The organism is Mangrovibacterium diazotrophicum, assembly GCF_003610535.1.
GTDB classification, from domain to species: Bacteria; Bacteroidota; Bacteroidia; order Bacteroidales; family Prolixibacteraceae; genus Mangrovibacterium; species Mangrovibacterium diazotrophicum.
On record NZ_RAPN01000003.1, the window covers coordinates 127,641 to 145,427 of the forward strand.

The following is a 17,787-nucleotide window of genomic DNA, read 5'->3' on the forward strand; positions in this document are numbered from 1 at the left end:
AGACAGGTTCGCGCTTTTGGGACAAGTCCCACGCCATGGGGAGGGTAGTTGCGAACGTTCCTTTGTTATGTAACTTGCTTTGCTGTCAGATGCGGATTTCGTACGGCAAATGCCGCAGGATGCGGATGGGAGCGGGGACTGCTTTGAGGCGATCGTTTATTGTTGAATTCAGCTTAGAACGGTTTAAACTAAATCTTTTGAGGGGTGCGTTTAATCAATTTCAGTTCAGACTTGTTGTTAGGGATGGAATATTTAATCGTTTCCGCTTAGCCCTGGCGATAGAACGGGGCCGCAACGATTTTTAAACGAATAGAACATGGACGCAAACACTAAACAGAACTTAAACGGCAGCGGGCTGGAAAGCTTGTTGGAGCAATTGTTGAACGAAGACGCACACGAACGCCATACGGCTCGTGAAAAACTGGTAGCAATTGGCGAACGCGTATTGGAACCGGTCGGGAGCCTGCTGGACCATCCGAAACACTTGTACCGCTGGGAAGCCTTGAAAGTGATGTCGCTGATTGGCGCGCCAAAGTCGATACCGGCATTTATTGCAGCGCTCGAGGATGAAAAGGGAGATATCCAATGGCTGGCTGCCGACGGATTAATTCGGACCGGCAAGCACGCGATTAAACCTTTGTTAAAGGCGATCCGCGAAAACGACCGCTCTGTTTTGTTATTGCACGGCGCGCATCACGTGTTTTCCGAATTGCGGGATCAGAAAGAGTTGCCCGAAGACTTTCCTACCAAGAAATTATTGAAAGCTCTTACTGATTTAAGTGAAAATGCCAGCCTGAAAGTGATGGTTCATAATCTGCTCGAGGATTTAAACTAATACGGCCAGGGCAGTTTTAGTTGTTGGTTCTTTGTGAGATAATCTGATTTCCAATTGTCAGCTCGAATTTCTTCAAGCTGACTTTTTATAAACCTTCATTTGGTTGTTGTTTATTTCGGATGACTTGGCATTAGCTTTTCTCCATGAGGATCACTTTTTCGCCGGTTTTCAACTGGTCGTCGGTGCGGAACAGTCGGGTAGAGCCATCTCCGTTTTGGATCAGCACCGGGAGTGCTGTGTCGAAATTCAGGTTTTGCTCTTTCAGCCATTCGCCAACAGGAAGATCTTTTCCCATTGTTTTCGTGTTTTCGGTAAACTTGCCGCTACTGATGGCGGTAAACCATTGCGGTAATTGCACCGTTGCCGAGAATAACCTCGCCGCATTGAATTTCTCCAGCAATCCGTTGCCAACGCTCGAATCTTTTCCCGAAACAGCCACATAAACCTGCGGAATGAGGAAGGCCTCGCGTGCCAGCTGAGCGGCCAGTAAATTCACCTGGCTGTTGGTGGTCAGACCGATGAAGGCGCTGAGGTTTTCGGGCGACGTTTCCGCAAAACTATCCTCGTTCAGCGCGTTCCCGTAAATACAGTTCAGCCCCTGCGATTGCGCCCGTTTCACCATTTCGCGGTTGTTGTCGATCAGCATTACCTGCTGGCTGCCCATCAACCTTTTGGCGAGCCACAGGCTCAGCGGGTTCACACCCAGAATGAGCGTGCCTTTTCGTTTTTCCATATAAACCAATTCGCCTCGGCGGCGCAGCCAGTTCGCTGTCCAGCTTAGCAACACCGGCACGGTGAGCGTGGTGAAGATGGCCATGAAGACCAGGATGGAGAAGATGGTGTTATCGATGATGCCCATGCGCAGGCCAATTTCGGCGATGATGATTTCAACCGCTCCCCGGCCGTTCATGCCTGTACCGATGGTCAATCCTTCGCGCCAGCCATTTCGGGAAGGCAGGTAGAACAAGGCCGTTCCGATAATTTTACCAATTACCGCCAGCGCGGTGATCAGGATCAACAGTCCCAAATCGGTTTTAAAGACATTGATATCGACGAAGAAACCTGCCGACACAAAGAAAATGGGTGCCATGAAACCGATGGAAACGTCGTAAAAAGCTTTATTGAGTTCCTTGGAAATATTTTTGGGGAAGAGATTTCCCTTGATAAACAAACCAGCCATAAAAGCACCGAGGATGCTGTGCATGCCAGCCAGCTCGGCCAGCTCACAATAACCGAAGGCAACAATCAGGATGATGGTAAAGTAGGCAGTACTGTTTTTCAGACCCGACTTCGAAATGTATTTCCCGAGGCGCGGCAGCACAAATACCCCGATTGAAATGGTGATACCGAAAAAGGCCGCGATTTTGGCGCCAATCAGGAGCAGTTGTTGCATGTCGATGGCACTCGACTCGGCAAAGTTGGTAATGCCCGAGAAGATGACCAATGCCAGCGTATCGGAAATGAGTGCCCCCGCCATCATGACGTAGGCAATTCGGGTGTTCAGTAGTTTCAAATCGATCAAAATTCGGCTCTTGGTGGCCAGTGAGGTCACCCCAATGGCAATGGCCACGAATAATCCGGCCATGGGTTTTCCGCCAAACCACACAATGGTGAAATAGCCTAAAGCGAAGGGAACGAAAAATCCTCCAATGGCTGCCAGCAGTCCGGGCCACGAGGCTTTTTTAAGGTCGTGAAAGTCAATCTCCATCCCGATGTAAACCATGAGCAGGATGATGCCGATTTCAGAAAGTACCTTAATGGAAGGTGTCAGTTCGAGCCAGCCGAGTAAGCCAGGGCCCAGCAGAATACCGATTAGTAACTCACCCAGAATAGCGGGATAGCCGATCTTTCGAATGGCAATTCCACCCAGGTAGGCAGACAATAGGACAGCAGAGACATTTAGAATATTAATGTGAAATTCTTCCATGGTTCAATTGTTTACAGGCATTAGCGCTTCCCCAATTTAAAGAATTTCCGGAAATAAAAGATGGCAAAGTATTAAATGGATTGTTAATACGGAGGTTGATAATGCAGGATCGGATTTCGATCAAGTTGTAAGTCAATTCAGTTGCTGGAGCGGATTTGTAATCCGATCCCTTTTAATTCGAAGATTTGTAATCCCACTATTTGTGGAGGCGTTCAAATAAATTGAACTTCAACCAGGCCTTTTTCCCCGGCATAATCTCTGGCTGAGCTGTATAAATAATCTTCCGGGCGAGCAACGATTTCTGCCTTTACTGGGTTTTGGTGGATGTAGTTTAGTTTTTGCTCCAAAAATTCACGCATGTGAATTTCTTTGGCATCACTCCCATCTTGCCAGACTTTGTAGTTTTTAATTTTCTTATTGTTTTTGCCAGCATACCAAAATTGATTCAACATCCAATTGCGCCTGCTCTCTGTAGGATGCTGAATGACCTCTATCAATGCTTTATTCGTATACTTTTTGAAATCGCGGATAATGTTTGATAAATGCTCGTCATTCTTCGTCCCGGCGATCAGGTGTAGGTGATTTGACATCAGACACCAGGCATAAACTATTAGTTCTTTATTTGAAATACAGTAATTCAACGAATCAATAACTAGGTGCTTGCATACAGGGCGGGTAAATATATCGATCCACTCAACCACAGTCAGCGTCAAAAAATAAATATTCCCGGTAGTTATTTTATTCTTTTGTCCCATTATGATTGATGGAGAAGCGCAGTTGTGTTTTATTCTCAAGTTAGTGAAAATGGATTTCAAATCCATGGATAGGAGCGTCCGGATTATAAATCCGGACGAGCAGATTTTCAAATCCATGGATAGAACCAGTTGCTGGATCGGATTTGTAATCCGATCCCTTTTAACTCGTGGATTTGTAATCCCGCTAATTATTCTTTTTCAGAACGAATCCGGTGTGGTCCATTTTGTCGCAAAAGGCCAGGAACAGGTTCACCATCATGAATTGATCAGGCTCGTAGGTGCCTTTGTTGATGTGGATTTTCCGCTCGATGATCATTTGCTTTTCGTTTTTCTGATAGCGATAGTTGCAAGCGCCGTACTGGTTTTCCAGGCTTTTGTCCTCCGGCGTAAATTCAACCTCGTACGATTCGGGCAGGTTTATCACCAGTGAGTCGCAGTATTCATAGCCCACAGGTTCGTACAAAGCGGTTGTCCGTTTTTTGCTCAGGCTTTTGGGGAAATCGTTCGAAAACAGAAAGCTCGGTTTTACCATCAGCCGGGTGCCGGCTTTTGAACAAACGCCGCTCATTTTGCCATTGACGTTCAGGCGCGCCATGGTTACCGTGTCAGTCAAATCCGAGACAGAATAGTCGCTTAGCTCGAGTCCGTCGGCATCCAGGTGGCGCAGCAGGATCTTCTTTTGATCGTCGCGCGACAGGTGCGCAAGTCCAAAGATTTCTTCAAACTGCCCGTTTTTAAAGTCGCTCTGAAGGTTGACTTCGGTAGGGCCGCTTTCCGAAAGGTTCAGTCTGATAGTGCTTTCTCTGCGATTGTCGTTGGTGCGATAAACCGGTGTTCTAACCAGTTTTCCACCTTCTTCGGTAATCATCAGGGCATATCGGTCCGAGTTGGAAGTTCCGATGTATCCCGCCGGGTAATTCTGGCTGGTGCACTCGAGCCAGGTCGTGTCTTGCTCAAAGGGAACGCACAGGATGACATGGTTGGTTTGGCTTGCCGTTGCGAATTCGGGGTAGATGATTTTCTGATCCAGCCCGTTGCCAATTTCAGTGTAGTAGGCACGAATACCGACATGCTCCAGTAGACTACGCATGTAGTTGCTCAACGCTTTACAGTCGCCGTAGCCTTTTTCATCCACATTGCTGGCAGGTGCGGGTTGGAATCCTCCAATGCCGTACATGATGGCTACGTAGCGGGTTTTCTGCTGCAGGTATTTGTACAAGACCTTTACTTTTTCGTGCTCATCAGTTATCCCCGCTGTCAGTTTCTCGATCTCGGCGATCGTGCTTTGCGGGAGTTCGTCGCGACCGGAGAGTAATTGATAAACCCATTGGCCATAAGTTTCCCAGCTGGTGAAATCTCCTTCGAAACCATCGAAGCTAAACTGGTTGGGCATGACAATTACGATGGGGAAGATCTCGTAATAGCCCAATCGCCCGTAGTCGTAAACCGAAGCTTTCAGGCTTTTTGCCGACCAGCTCATTGTCGTTGTCCCTTCGGCTTTTTGCTCTTCAAACTGGAAATCGTAATTCCGGCTTTTGTAGCGAATGTCGAACTCGTCGGGCGAACTCACCGTAAGTTTGGCATCTTCCACCGAAACATAGAAATCCTCGCAGGGAATCCAGTTGGAAAACTTGAGGATGCTTTTGTAGTCGACCGTGTAAGTGTATGCGATGGTGTACGGGTATTTGTTAATGGCCGGTTCAAAATATTTTGCACGGTCGTCGCTTAGCAGCGTGCTGCTACCGGTGGCGGCTACGTCGGAAAAGTCGTTTTTTCGGATGGAGCCAATTGCTGTGCCCTTTGCATCGTACAGGTAACCTTTGAGTTCGCTTATTTCTGAATCCTGATCGTAACCAACGTAGATGCCGGAAAAGCGTTCACCTTTGGGATTAAGAATGGTGATCACCTTATGCACGGTCATTGAATATTTGTTGAGTGTGCTACGTTTAAAGGTTGTTTCCGATTGACGGATGACTGCCCACGCATTCTCTTTCAATGAATCGGGAATTAAATCGGCACTGAATGGATTTTGTGCTGCCAGTTGAAAACCGAAAGCGACGATCAGGATGAAAAATAAGCTGTATTTCATAATGATAGTTGTTTGGCCGGGAATGACCGACTGGCGATCATCCCGGCTAAAACTAGTTTGGGAAAAAAATCTCTAAATGGACTTGAAAACGATCATCTCGTTTTGCTTTTCAATCACGCCTTGAATGAATTGTTTCAATTCTGCATATTCATCCGGCAGGAACATGTCTTTGCGGATGGTGACGGCAGAGCTGATTTGAAGGGTACCTGTCATCGAAAGGCATCGGTAGCTAAAGGTGCCTGCCGAGTTGGGCAGCTGGAAGGTGATGGTTTCCGGAACTTCAGACACCTCGAAATTCTCCGGCAACGTAATCGTCAACGATTGTTGCAGGCTCATCGGGTAGTCGAATTCAACCGGGAATTCACGCTTATCCAGTTTGAACGGGTTTTCGTCGTAAAACGGGTCGATACTGATGTTGAGGTAGGCCATATCGCCGGCGTTCATTATCATTTGGCTGGCATCAACCTTATAGGTAATGGCAAAGTTCAGTCCCATCGAGTCGATTGGGGGAACTTCCATGTCCGAAATTTTCAACTTCGAATCTTTTTCTTCAATGCTTTTAATGAACTCATCCAAAGAGCTCGATTTGCGGGCTTCATCTTTAAACTTGTAGGCTGCGTAACCTTCGAGTTTCTTTTTTACTTTTCCGCTTACATTCATACTGCTGTCAATTTGCATCACGGCGTACGAGCGCGAAACGTACGGTTGCAGGCTATGCAGTTCGACCCATTTTTCAGCTGCGTCGCCAATAATCCGTCCCTTGTCATTCAGGCAGCGGATGGGCAATAAGTTGATGAAAGAAGATGGGTCGGTCGCATCCAGCAGGAATGTGCCATCGGCAGTCTGCACATGTGCAATCACATAATTGAAGCGGGTCAGCGACGGACGCCCCAACAGGATAATCCCGTGATCCTGTGTGCTCAGAATAAGCGGCGATGCCTTGAAGCCCAGCTGGCGCAGCAGAATAACCAGGTTGAGGTTGATATCGGCAACATTGCCTTCACCGTCTTTAAAAGCTTTGTTAACCGATGAAGTGGTGTAAATCGAGCGCTTGCCGTTCCAGCTCATTTGCGATTGCATGTAGTTTAATGCAGCGCCCATCAGCGGAATATCGGTGTAGCCGGTTGCTTTCAGTTGTTCAACAGCCTCTTTCAAGTGTCCCTCTTTCGAGAGCTCGCGACCGAAATTATAGCTTTGTTGTAGCTTGTCGTCTGTGGCTTCCCAGGTCGTTGTGTAGTAGTGCATGTTTGCATTTGGGAACTTCGTGTATGCCAATTCAAACTCAACTTTGCTGACGTAGTTTTCACGCGAGTGCAAAAATTTCTCATTTGGAAAAGCCGGAATATTATTGGCTGAATACTCTGAAATATATTCAACGAAATCGTAGTCCTGCGTGTATTTGTACCCTTGCTGCGAGCCTTGTTCCTGTTGAATGTAGGTAATTGAGAATTTATCCGAGCGTCGGTCGGTTTTTACATCAACGGGGAAGTATCCTTTTTGTGCTTGGTTGTAATGGAAATACTCCGGAATGTCAACCCGATATTCGCTGTGCAGTACCGGGATTGTTGATTGAAAATACCATTCCTGCAAATTGAAAAGAAAATCGGATACAATTTGGTATTGCACTTCAATAATACAGCCTTCTTTCAGGTTAGGCATCGCAAATTTCAGCGTATTGATATGTTCGCTGGTTTCTTCAACTTTCGCATCTTTGTTTTCAAGTTTTGTTTTTTCAATAGTCCCACCTTCCAGTGTGTAAGTGAAGGCTTTAAACCCGAGCAATTTTTCTTCGTCGGCGCCATCTACATAAAGTGGAATACTGAAATCTCCCCAGTCGAATCCTTCCTTTTTAAGGATTTTGATACGGAAATGCCGTTGGAAATAAAGTTGAAATCCTTTTTGGGAAGAAGAGCTGTCGTTTGACCGGATCGTCGACTCGGCATATCTGAATTCGGTGTTTCCGGTATCAAAAATGTAATAGGCATAGGCATTCGAGTCGATCGGACAAACGTCTGCTGTCATTTCGTCCATGCTGATTTTGCCAAATTTTGTATTGACATCTTCGTCAGCCCGGGCTTCATTTTGGAACACCCAAAAGCATAGCCCGCAAATTACAAAGAGGGATCTTTTTATCATATATCTGAGGTTTTGGTTATACGCAAAGCAGTGTACAGTTCTTCTTCCAGTTTTAACAGGAGTAAAATAGTAGATTTTTTTAATTTATTATAATATTTCTTTGAGATATGTATCAGCTCTTGCTTATTTATAATTTGTATATATAAAATGGAGCTTTAACCTGTTTCTGTATAGGTTTATAGCTGTGCTGTGTTGGTGTCTGATTTTTACGAATCATCGGATTTGACAATGGTTTCATTGCTGATATATGGTATACTTACTGAGGTGTTTGCAGTCGATTCTACCCAAGAGTGAACTTTGAAGAGGAACAAGGCTGAATTGTAAATGCTTGTTAACGGTGCTTTATTCGGGGAGTCCCGCATTTCTGTTTCCCGCAGAATTTCATTTATTTAGTATTTGAATTCTCAGCTAACGAATGAAACACACTAAATCGATCCTTTTCTGCAATTGTGGCGCCGGACTGATCGCTCCGCAGAGGGCCGCTGAATTATCCGCGGAGCTCAGGAAGCTTGAGGCAGATGTCGTCGAGTTGCATGATTTGTGTGCTTTCTCCGTTCATGATGCTCCAAAACTCGGGAACTTAACAGCTGGTTACGAGCAGACAACTATTATTGCCTGTTTCCCGCGCGCTGTCAAAAATATGTTGCAGCAGGGTGGTGCCCGTTTAGGCGAATTTGACGTTTTGAACTTCCGGACACTTAATAATGAAGCGATCATTTCAGAATTAAAATCCCGTTTTTCGATCCCGGAAGGCGAGAGCAACTATTTGGTTGAGAAAACTGATTTGGAAGTTCCCGCCTGGTATCCGGTAATTGACCAGTCTCGCTGTATTTCTTGCGGACAATGTGCGCGCTTCTGTTTGTTTGGTGTGTACCGCTTCGATAAGAAAAACCTGGAAGTGGTGCATCCGCTCAACTGCAAGAATAATTGTCCGGCCTGTGGGCGAACCTGTCCAACGCAAGCCATTATTTTCCCGCGTTTACCCGAGAATAGTGTTCTTTCAGGAGCCGAACCGCTTGAAAAAGATAAAACCATTGCTGAGAAGCAAAGCAGTTTGTTTGTCATGTTGAATGAGCGGAATAAATCGCGACAGTCTATTTTTCGGCAGGGTGTTATGCAGCTGGCTGAGGAGGAGCGCCAAAAAGCGCTCGAAGAAGTTCGGAAAATGAATCAAAAAGAAGAATAGGATGCTGAAACAGTTGCTCTTTAAAACCGATCGTCGTTGCCTGTATAAGTTTGTGTATAACATGGGCATCAAGGGAGCAGTCGGGTTCAGCCGTTTTCAAAAGCGCCTGAAGAAAGGCGAGTTTTTCCCGGCTTTTCATTTTATTTCGGTTACCGACGATTGTAACCTCAATTGCCAGGGCTGTTGGGTCATGGGGAAAAAGAAAAACAGCCGCATGTCGCCCGAGCAGCTCGACCGGATTATTACGGAAACCAAAGCGCAGGGATCATATTTTTTCGGAATTTTGGGTGGCGAGCCTTTGCTGTATAAGCCGCTTTTCGATATTTTCAAAAAGCACTCGGATTGTTATTTCCAACTGTTTACAAACGGAACACTACTCACGCCTGAAGTGGCAGAAAAGCTTCGTGCTTGCGGCAATGTCAATCCGCTTATCAGTTTTGAAGGTGACGAGCAAGTGGCTGATGTGCGGCGAGGAGGGAATAATGTTTTCCAACGTACGCAGAAAGCCATTGAAAATGCCACGCAAGCCGGATTGATAACCGGTGTGGCAATAAGCGTCTGTAAGTCGAACCTGGAGATGGCCCTGTCGGATGAGTTTATGCAGTCGCTGGTGGACAAAGGTGTGTTGTACCTGTGGTACTACATTTACCGGCCGGTTGGTGAAAATGCAACGGTTGAACTGTGTTTGGACCGGGACGAAATTGACCGGTTACGCCGGCACATGGTTGAGGCGAGAACGAAATCGAAGTTGCTGATTATTGACGCGTATTGGGATGGGGATGGCAACGGTTTGTGTCCTGCCGCTTCCGGGCTGAGTCATCACATCAACGCTTCGGGCTACATTGAGCCTTGCCCCGTTATTCAGTTCGCTGCGGATCATGTTGACGATAAACCGCTGAAGTCTATTTACAAGGATTCTGCCTTTCTGTGGGATTTGAAGGCTGAACTGACTCGAAAAACCTCCGGCTGTATTGTGATGGAAGATCCGCAATGGCTGGCCGATTTTGTTGAAAAATATGGAGCCGTCGACAGCTCGGGAAGGGATAACGAAGCCGAACGCTTACGGCAAATGCCTCGTGTTTGCAGCCATGGTTCGGGAACAGTGATCCCGGAGAAAAACAAATTGTACCGCTTTGCTAAAAACCGCGCCTTTTTCGGATTGGGCGCTTACGGATAAAATTGATGATTAAGTCGCAACGATTATTGAAGGTTCCAAAGGATGTGAAATTACGCAACCAGCTGCGTCATGCGGCGGCTGATTTCGTGCGTTCGCGTCAATTGCAACCTCCGCTGCAATTAGAAGCGCTTGAGGCTTTAGCCATGGAAGTATTGGAACAGCAAGGACTTGATCATGAATTTCTTGATTTTACCATGGTGTTGTGCGGAAACGAACTGTGGCGCGATGTGATTGCTGCCACGCCTTTCGAACGGCGATTGTTGCTGTTGCCGCAATGCCTGAAAAATACGCAATCCTGCCAGGGAGAGATGGATTCGCTGGGACTGATTTGTGCCGGGTGTAAAGGATGCCAGATTGACTCGGTACTCGGTAAGGCCGAAGCGTTGGGCTACACGACCTTGGTTGCCGAAGGAACGACTGTTGCCGTTGGTCTGGTGGAAGAAGGCGCTATTGATGCGGTAATCGGTGTGAGCTGTATGCCTGTGCTGCAACGTTCGTTCGAGCCAGTTTCCCGCGCTGCTGTTCCGGTGATGGGCCTGCCTTTGTTGTACGATGGCTGCGAGAATACCAACGTGGATTATGGCTGGCTGTTTGAGGAGATGCACCAATATCGGCCGCATCCGGATAAACAGCCGTTGTCGGTGTCGTTGTTGAAAGATCATGTGGAAGACTATTTTACCACCTTCACCTTAAAAAATTATTTTCGGGATCAGAGTGAAGCCGAGTTGCTTGCCCGGCAGATGCTGGAAGTTGGCGGCCAACGTATCCGACCTTTGATCACGGTTTTGGCTTACCGTTCCTATGAAACTCAACCGCGCGACGAGGTGCAGCAAGCTTTGGCAGTCATTATTGAGTGTTTCCACAAGGCTTCGCTCATTCACGATGATATTGAAGACGATGACGACTTTCGATACGAACAAAAAACGCTGCATCGTACGCATGGAATTCCGGTGGCGATCAACGTCGGCGATTTCCTGATCGGAAAAGGATACCAGCTTCTGGCTGGATTGCAGGTTGCTCCCGAATTAATTGCCCGTTCGCTGATGGTGGTGGCACAGTCGCACCTGAACCTGTCGGCCGGTCAAGGAGACGATCTGCGCATGAGCGAGGAGCTGTTTCGTTTTTCAGTTGACGAGGTGCTTCAAATTTTTACCCGAAAGACTGGCGAGGCGATTAAAGTGGCCTTGCTGCTCGGCGCGATTAATGGTGGTGCGCCGCAAGAAGATTTGGAATCGCTCAGTCGTTTTGCCGATTGGTTTGGAATTGCTTACCAAATCAGGGACGATTTGAATGAATTTCGGTCGGAACAGGCGAAGGAACACATCCATCATTTTCCTTTTTTGTTGGCCTTGTTGAAAGAACGCTTGGAGGAAAGTAAGGACGAGGAGATGCTCAAGCTCTTTCAAAGAGGAAACCTGACACAGCTTCGGGAGTTGATTGAACGGGAGCAGGTTGATTTGCATGCCGATGCTTATCGGGATTTGTACGTTCAGAAATGCTACAACGAATTGGATCAACTGCAGAATTTGAAGTTGAAACTCAGCCTCTATGGCGTAGTGGGAAAAATCTTTTAGATCAGCGTACTATTGATGCCTCATCCAAAATTATACCTGCAATTTATTGAAACTGTCCGGAAGGGACTGAGTTTACTAGGCGATACGCAGCAGACGGAAATTGCTAATTTTGTGCGTCAGTCGCAACATTCGTCCGGTGGTTACACCGATCGGGGAGGAGCGCCCGATTTGTATTATTCGGTTTTTGGGAGCTGGCTGGCCGAAGCGCTCGACTCGGAGGATTCGTTATCAACATTGAATAGTTGGCTTGAAGAACAAAAATTGGAAGATCAGAAAAACGGTGTTCATCGTTTTGCGCTCTTGTTTTTGCAGCAAACGTGTTTGGGTAAGCGACTATCGGCATACAACTTGGCGCAAAAGTTAATGATGCGCGACTTCCCGGCCAATTTTACTTATCAACTGTTTTTGGCGTTGCTGCTCGTTGATGCTTCATACGGACAAAAGGGCTGGCTGCGATTTTTGGGCCGCTGGATGTTGCGCTTTTACCCGGTTCCGAAACAGGTTCCGTCGAGCGTGATTGCGGCTTTGATGGTTGCCCGGTCTTCATTGGGCTTGAGTACTTCGAAATTAGGCGCGGACTTATTATCCAGTTTTCAAAAGGACGGAGCATTTGTGGCATTTCGCGGAATGAACGAGCCTGATCTTTTGTCAACCGGCGTTGCGTTATTTGCATTGCTTCAATCCGGGACAGACCTGCGAGCAATTGCTCCCGACAGTTTGGAGTTTATTCAGCAGAATTATCGAAACGGAGCCTTTGTGGCGGGAGATGATGATCCGCAACCGGATTTGGAATACACCTTTTATGGCTTGCTGGCGCTGGGGAGTTTGGCTGAGTTGGTTGGAGACCTGAGTAATGAGTCGTGAGTTCCAAGTTTAAAGTTCCAAATATCAAATTCGAGGTCCAAGAGTAGAGACCTGTAAATGGTAAATAGTCATTCGTAAGTACCAAATACACTTTTGCCTTTCGTCATTTTACTTTTACTTTTAAGGGTTGACTTTTTCACTAGTTTATGAATCGAAAACGACTTCAGTACAAATCGGCAAGCTTGAATCGGTTACTCATGGAAGAGATGAATCCCGACGGTTATTGGAAAGGGGAACTTTCTTCCAGTGCACTGGCTGTTGCCGTTTCCATTGCAGCCTTGCATTTTCATGACTCTCGCGAGCACAAACCCGAAATTCAGCGTGGCCTGAATTGGCTTCAACAGCATGTAAATACCGATGGTAGTTTTGGAGATACGGTGGATAGTCCGGGAAATGTGAGTACGAGCTTGTTGGTTTATGCCGCGGTCAATCTATATGCGGCAACGGATGAAACGACTAATTTGCTCCGGAAAAAAGTCAGAGGGTGGCTGGTTAAAAAAGGAATCGATGTTGAATCGGATGAAGTATCCCGCTTTATTTTAAATCACTATCAAAAAGACTACACTTTTTCAGTACCCATTTTAACTTTGTGCGGGCTTTGTGGCGTACCCGGCCCGGAAGCTTTTCGGTCGGTTCCGCAATTGCCGTTCGAGCTGGCGTTACTTCCTCGCGGTTTTTACCGTTTTCTTAAACTGAGCGTGGTGAGTTATGCCATTCCGGCTTTGGTGGCCGTCGGAATTGTGGTTTATAAAAAGAAGCGCTCCAATTTCCTTTGGCGGTTAATTCGTCACTTCTCGATAAAACCGGCCTTGAAACGTTTGCAGGCGATGATGCCTGAAAGTGGCGGTTTTCTTGAAGCGATTCCACTGACAGCTTTTGTGTCGCTTAGTTTGGTTGAGGCTGGCTACCGAAATCTATCGGTGGTGGATGAGGGGATTGCTTTTCTGAAACGAACACAACGCGCAGACGGTGGGTGGCCAATAGATGTGGATTTGTCGACTTGGGTAACGACATTGGCCGTAAAATCGATGCGGAGCAATCTTCATGCTAAATTGGGCGAAGAGCAAAAGGATAAATTGATTTCACATTTGCTGAAATGCCAGAACAAGGTGATTCATCCGTTTAATGGAAGCAGACCGGGCGGCTGGGGATGGACCAGTTATCCGGGATCGGTTCCGGATGGCGATGATACGCCTGGAGTGATTTTGGCGCTTCTGAAGCTGGGTGATAAACCAGAGGTTTTGAAAGCGATTATGAAAGGATGCTTGTGGCTGAAGGATCTGCAAAATAGCGATGGTGGTTTTCCCACGTTCTCGCGGGGATGGGGGAAGTTGCCATTTGATCAAAGTACCAGCGATTTGACCGGTCATTGTGTTCTCGCTTTAACAACAGCATTGTCTGCTTGTGCCGGGGGGTTTACTGCTGCCGAGTCGACTGCAATTCGCCGGATGATTCGGGATGCCATTAGTTTCCTCGAAAGCAAGCAGCGTGACGATGGAAGTTGGATTCCGCTGTGGTTTGGCAATCAGCAGATGTCCGATCATTCGAACCCGGTTTACGGAACAGCACGTGTTGTTACGTATCTGCAGGATACGATTTCGCTGGAAATGCTCGAGGCAGGTGAGCTGGAAATTATCCGGAAGATGGTTGGCAAAGGGCAAACCTTCCTTCAGCAAAACCAAAATGAAGACGGAAGCTGGGGCGCCGCTTTGGGCGTCTCGGGCAGCATTGAAGAAACTGCTTTAGCTATTTCAGCTTTAGCCGAAAATCACTCCCATCGCGAAATTTGTGATCATGGGCTTACTTGGCTTTTCAATAAAGAAAAGGAAGGTATGAAGGCCGCGCCTATCGGCCTTTATTTTGCTTCGTTGTGGTATTTTGAAAAATTGTATCCCCTGACTTTCTATCTGGAAGCGGTCAATAAATTACTCGAGCTGGAGCCGTTTGATGATTGATCGTCGAAATCACAATTCATCATTTTAATTCGTTCACCTTCGGTTGTCAGATAGCTGCCCATCAGGTTGGCAGTTAGACAACTGTGAGCCGGAATAATTTCAATTAAATCGCCAACGTTAAAGTTGTTGAAAGCCTGGATTGTTGTTCGAATTACGCCGTGTTCCTGACTAAGTTTGTACAGGTAGTTGCGCTCATCCAAAAGAATCTTTTCGCCGTCGCGGTTAATCACAACCTGACCGTAAAGTCGCTTACCATCAATATTAATAATCGCATCTTTCGAAATATGAGCGGCACCACCGTAAATCACAACCTCGCTTCGGCTACCGTGTTTGCCTATCACAGGACAAACCAACCGAAGTGCGATATCTTCAAAGTTGCAAGATCCCAATTGGTATTGCATCAGGTCGAAGAAGATAAAGTTGCCGGGTCTGATTTCGTCGATACCTGAAAAGTTCTCGCAAAGACTGGCAGATGGTGTGTCGCCCAACGACAAGATCAAATCGGGGAATTCCCGCTTGTAATAATTTTTTAAGGCTTTCATTTTCAACACAGCATCGAAATGCCGGTTGTAAATATCGTGCTTGCTCTGGGCCAGGTAGGTGTGCCCGGTATGTGACAGAAAACCTTTGAATGAGAATTTTTTGTTCGCGCGAATGACGTCCAGCATCGTGTTGATGCCAAAGTATTTACTTGAAGCGATTCCAGTGCGATTGTGCCCCGTGTCAATCTCGATGAAAATCCCAACCGAACTTTTGATTTTCTTGGTCAGCATCTCCACCGACTCCAGGTTTTCGATGAGCAAGTTCAGCTTGATTTGCTTTGCCAAGGCATTGATCTCGTCTACTTCGAGGATGTTCGCCGGAAAAGCAATCGTGATATCATCCCATCCATTCTTCGCAAAATACTGCGCCATGCGAACGGAGGATACGGTGATGGCTGTAACTCCAAACTCCCGAAACCATTCGCCGATGACAGCCGATTGGTGGGTCTTAAAATGGGGGCGAAAAATTAAATCTTTTGACTTCGCTTTTTCTGCCATCGCTGCAATATTCCGCAAGCAAATTTCTTTGTCCAGTAACAATGTGGGGCGAACAATACTCATCATATCAGTTTTTAACAGTTATCTGTTTTACACGCTTATTCTAATTATCTCTTTCGAAAAACGCGAACAGCACAAGGCCATACCCGTTTGTTCTTTTAAGTGGTCTCAGAACAAATAAATATAATTCAGATTAGTGCGAAGAAAGAACATATAACGCACGTACGTTCTTTTCCACAAGCATGAAGTCAATTTTTCCTCGAACAGCGAGTTTAAAGTTAGTTAAATCACTATCTGAGACAAATTTTTTGTGGCAATTTGTAGCAAAAAAAAGAGCCCGATTTGGGCTCTTTGATGTATTTATAGTAAAAATGACAATTATTCCTTTTCCAGCATGATTGTTTGAGCCCGATTTGGACCTACTGAAGCAATGGTTATCGGTAATCCGGTTTCCTCTTCAATGAAGCTGATGTAGTCGTTAAATTCTTCCGGAAATTCGTTTTCGTGTGTCAATTTCGTCAGGTCACTTTTCCATCCCGCCAGTTCCACGTAAACAGGTTTTACATTTTCATTCAGTTCATAGGGGAACTTGTCGGTTACTACGCCGTCAACTTCGTAGCCGGTACAAACTTTAATGGTGTCGAAGTTATCCAAAACGTCGGCTTTCATCATGAATAATTCGGTTACACCGTTAATCATGATTGAGTATTTCAATGCTACCAGGTCTAACCAGCCACAACGTCTTGGGCGACCAGTTGTCGATCCGTACTCGTTTCCGGCGTCGCGCAGCTTTTGGCCTGTTTCGTCGAAAAGCTCAGTAGGGAATGGTCCCATTCCAACGCGGGTACAATACGCTTTGAAAATTCCGTATACGCGGCCAATTGTTTGAGGAGCGATACCTAAACCGGTACAAGCACCTGCACAAATGGTGTTCGATGAAGTTACGAAAGGATAAGAACCGAAGTCGATGTCGAGCAGGGTTCCCTGTGCGCCTTCAGCCAGTACCGATTTATTGTCAGTAATCAAATCGTTGATCATGTGTTCGCTGTCGATCAGGGTGAACGATTTCAGCACTTCTACGCCTTCCATCCATTCTTTTTCCCATTGAGCCAACAGTTCTGCGTAATCAAACTGGTAGAATTTTTCCAGCAGTTCTTTGTGAGCTACAACGCGGCTAGCGTATTTCTCTTCAAAGTTTTCAACCAAATCGCCAACGCGCAAACCGTCGCGACCGATTTTATCTTTGTATGTCGGCCCGATTCCTTTCAAAGTTGAACCAATTTTGGTGTCTCCTTTGGCAGCTTCCGAAGCGGCATCCAACAATTTATGAGTTGGAAGAATCAGGTGCGCTTTTTTCGAAATGTACAGGTTTTTGTGAAGGTCGATTCCCAATTTTTGGATGCCTTCAATTTCTTTTTTAAACACGATTGGGTCGAGTACGACACCGTTCCCAATGATGTTGGCTTTATTTTCATGGAAAATTCCGGAAGGAATGGTATGAAGAACGTGTTTAAGGTCGTTAATTTCCAAGGTATGACCGGCGTTTGGACCGCCCTGAAAGCGAGAAATCGCATCGTATTTTGGGGTTAAAACGTCGACGATTTTTCCCTTTCCTTCGTCTCCCCATTGGAGACCTAAAATGACATCTACTTTCATTATCAGATTTTTACAAATTCCCAGACATATTAAACCGCGGAAGATAGCCAAAGACGTAAACAGCTAATTTCCACGGTGCCAGCTTGGTTAATATTTGGCAGCTAAAAGTACAAATTATTTTGGCAAACGACATAAAAAAATCCTCTATTCTATAGTAGAGGATTTAATTTATAATGAGTTTATTCCGCTTGCTTATTGATTTGTTCACCATAGATATAGAGGGTGTGGTGCGAGAGTTTGAAATTGTGTTTCAAACAAGCTTCTTCGATGATTTCGCGAATACGAGGATCATAAAATTCGTGAACCTTTCCGGTGCCTGTATCTATCAGGTGATCGTGTTGAAGTGTCGCAAAAGCTTTCTCAAATTGGGCGATGTTTTTGCCGAACTGGTGTTTGACAACCAACTTGCATTCGAGCAAAAGATCGATGGTGTTATAAAGTGTAGCCCGACTAACCCTGTAGTTCTTGTTTTTCATCGAAATGTACAGGGATTCAATATCGAAATGACCTTCACGGGAGTAAATTTCCTCTAGAATAGCAAAACGCTCTGGTGTCTTCCGGTGGCCATTTTTTTCCAGATATTCAGTAAACAT

General features: G+C 46.1%; 13 protein-coding genes. 6 read left to right on the forward strand and 7 right to left on the reverse strand.

The genetic code is table 11. The features are described from left to right. The first annotated feature begins 316 nt into the window (after positions 1-316). A complete protein-coding gene (locus tag BC643_RS18735; RefSeq protein ID WP_120274812.1) occupies positions 317-835 on the forward strand; it encodes a HEAT repeat domain-containing protein in 519 nt (172 codons plus the stop codon). 130 nt (positions 836-965) lie between these two features. Here BC643_RS18735 and BC643_RS18740 read toward each other — a convergent pair whose 3' ends face one another. From BC643_RS18740 to BC643_RS18755, 4 genes are all read right to left on the reverse strand, one after another. Next, positions 966-2,762: a cation:proton antiporter gene (locus BC643_RS18740; RefSeq protein ID WP_120274813.1), complete on the reverse strand. Its 1,797-nt coding sequence runs from the start codon at positions 2,760-2,762 to the stop codon at positions 966-968. Between the two features lie 212 nt (positions 2,763-2,974). Next, positions 2,975-3,517 carry an REP-associated tyrosine transposase gene (locus BC643_RS18745; RefSeq protein ID WP_120274814.1) on the reverse strand — a complete coding sequence of 181 codons (543 nt, stop codon included), beginning with the start codon at positions 3,515-3,517 and terminating at the stop codon, positions 2,975-2,977. 184 nt (positions 3,518-3,701) lie between these two features. Further along, a complete protein-coding gene (locus tag BC643_RS18750; protein WP_120274815.1) occupies positions 3,702-5,606 on the reverse strand; it encodes a DUF3857 domain-containing protein in 1,905 nt (634 codons plus the stop codon). 72 nt (positions 5,607-5,678) lie between these two features. Further along, complete coding sequence (locus tag BC643_RS18755; RefSeq protein WP_120274816.1) at positions 5,679-7,742, reverse strand: DUF3857 domain-containing protein; 2,064 nt, start codon at positions 7,740-7,742, stop codon at positions 5,679-5,681. A 415-nt stretch (positions 7,743-8,157) separates the two neighbouring features. Between BC643_RS18755 and BC643_RS18760 the strand changes: the two genes are divergently transcribed. From BC643_RS18760 to BC643_RS18780, 5 genes are all read left to right on the forward strand, one after another. Further along, on the forward strand, positions 8,158-8,928 hold the full coding sequence (locus BC643_RS18760; RefSeq protein ID WP_120274817.1) for an ATP-binding protein: 771 nt from the start codon (positions 8,158-8,160) through the stop codon (positions 8,926-8,928). 1 nt (position 8,929) lies between these two features. Then, positions 8,930-10,105 carry a radical SAM protein gene (locus tag BC643_RS18765; RefSeq protein WP_120274818.1) on the forward strand — a complete coding sequence of 392 codons (1,176 nt, stop codon included), beginning with the start codon at positions 8,930-8,932 and terminating at the stop codon, positions 10,103-10,105. Positions 10,106-10,110: 5 nt separating this feature from the next. Beyond that, on the forward strand, positions 10,111-11,679 hold the full coding sequence (locus BC643_RS18770) for a polyprenyl synthetase family protein (RefSeq protein WP_120274819.1): 1,569 nt from the start codon (positions 10,111-10,113) through the stop codon (positions 11,677-11,679). Between the two features lie 15 nt (positions 11,680-11,694). After that, a complete protein-coding gene (locus tag BC643_RS18775; RefSeq protein ID WP_120274820.1) occupies positions 11,695-12,543 on the forward strand; it encodes a hypothetical protein in 849 nt (282 codons plus the stop codon). A 197-nt stretch (positions 12,544-12,740) separates the two neighbouring features. Further along, positions 12,741-14,498 (forward strand): prenyltransferase/squalene oxidase repeat-containing protein, encoded by a 1,758-nt coding sequence (locus tag BC643_RS18780; protein ID WP_170154621.1) that lies wholly within the window; start codon positions 12,741-12,743, stop codon positions 14,496-14,498. Here the strand turns inward: BC643_RS18780 and BC643_RS18785 are convergent. The 3 genes from BC643_RS18785 to BC643_RS18795 form a co-directional block, all read right to left on the reverse strand. Beyond that, positions 14,447-15,604: an alanine racemase gene (locus BC643_RS18785; protein ID WP_120274822.1), complete on the reverse strand. Its 1,158-nt coding sequence runs from the start codon at positions 15,602-15,604 to the stop codon at positions 14,447-14,449. The genes BC643_RS18780 and BC643_RS18785 overlap by 52 nt on opposite strands. Positions 15,605-15,916: 312 nt before the next feature. Further along, entirely contained in the window at positions 15,917-17,194 is a 1,278-nt protein-coding gene (locus BC643_RS18790) for an adenylosuccinate synthase (RefSeq protein ID WP_120274823.1), read from the reverse strand. Positions 17,195-17,373: 179 nt separating this feature from the next. Then, on the reverse strand, positions 17,374-17,787 hold the full coding sequence (locus BC643_RS18795; protein ID WP_245995024.1) for a Fur family transcriptional regulator: 414 nt from the start codon (positions 17,785-17,787) through the stop codon (positions 17,374-17,376).

What these genes read in the sequence shown, in the direction of transcription:
- BC643_RS18750 (WP_120274815.1), bottom strand. Translation starts at nt 5,606, where the DNA reads ATGAAATACAGCTTATTTTTCATCCTGATCGTCGCTTTCGGTTTTCAA.
- BC643_RS18765 (WP_120274818.1), top strand. Translation starts at nt 8,930, where the DNA reads ATGCTGAAACAGTTGCTCTTTAAAACCGATCGTCGTTGCCTGTATAAG.
- BC643_RS18785 (WP_120274822.1), bottom strand. Translation starts at nt 15,604, where the DNA reads ATGATGAGTATTGTTCGCCCCACATTGTTACTGGACAAAGAAATTTGC.
- BC643_RS18780 (WP_170154621.1), top strand. Translation starts at nt 12,741, where the DNA reads ATGGAAGAGATGAATCCCGACGGTTATTGGAAAGGGGAACTTTCTTCC.
- BC643_RS18740 (WP_120274813.1), bottom strand. Translation starts at nt 2,762, where the DNA reads ATGGAAGAATTTCACATTAATATTCTAAATGTCTCTGCTGTCCTATTG.
- BC643_RS18755 (WP_120274816.1), bottom strand. Translation starts at nt 7,742, where the DNA reads ATGATAAAAAGATCCCTCTTTGTAATTTGCGGGCTATGCTTTTGGGTG.
- BC643_RS18775 (WP_120274820.1), top strand. Translation starts at nt 11,695, where the DNA reads ATGCCTCATCCAAAATTATACCTGCAATTTATTGAAACTGTCCGGAAG.
- BC643_RS18770 (WP_120274819.1), top strand. Translation starts at nt 10,111, where the DNA reads ATGATTAAGTCGCAACGATTATTGAAGGTTCCAAAGGATGTGAAATTA.
- BC643_RS18735 (WP_120274812.1), top strand. Translation starts at nt 317, where the DNA reads ATGGACGCAAACACTAAACAGAACTTAAACGGCAGCGGGCTGGAAAGC.
- BC643_RS18760 (WP_120274817.1), top strand. Translation starts at nt 8,158, where the DNA reads ATGAAACACACTAAATCGATCCTTTTCTGCAATTGTGGCGCCGGACTG.
- BC643_RS18790 (WP_120274823.1), bottom strand. Translation starts at nt 17,194, where the DNA reads ATGAAAGTAGATGTCATTTTAGGTCTCCAATGGGGAGACGAAGGAAAG.
- BC643_RS18745 (WP_120274814.1), bottom strand. Translation starts at nt 3,517, where the DNA reads ATGGGACAAAAGAATAAAATAACTACCGGGAATATTTATTTTTTGACG.
- BC643_RS18795 (WP_245995024.1), bottom strand. Translation starts at nt 17,787, where the DNA reads ATGTTTACTGAATATCTGGAAAAAAATGGCCACCGGAAGACACCAGAG.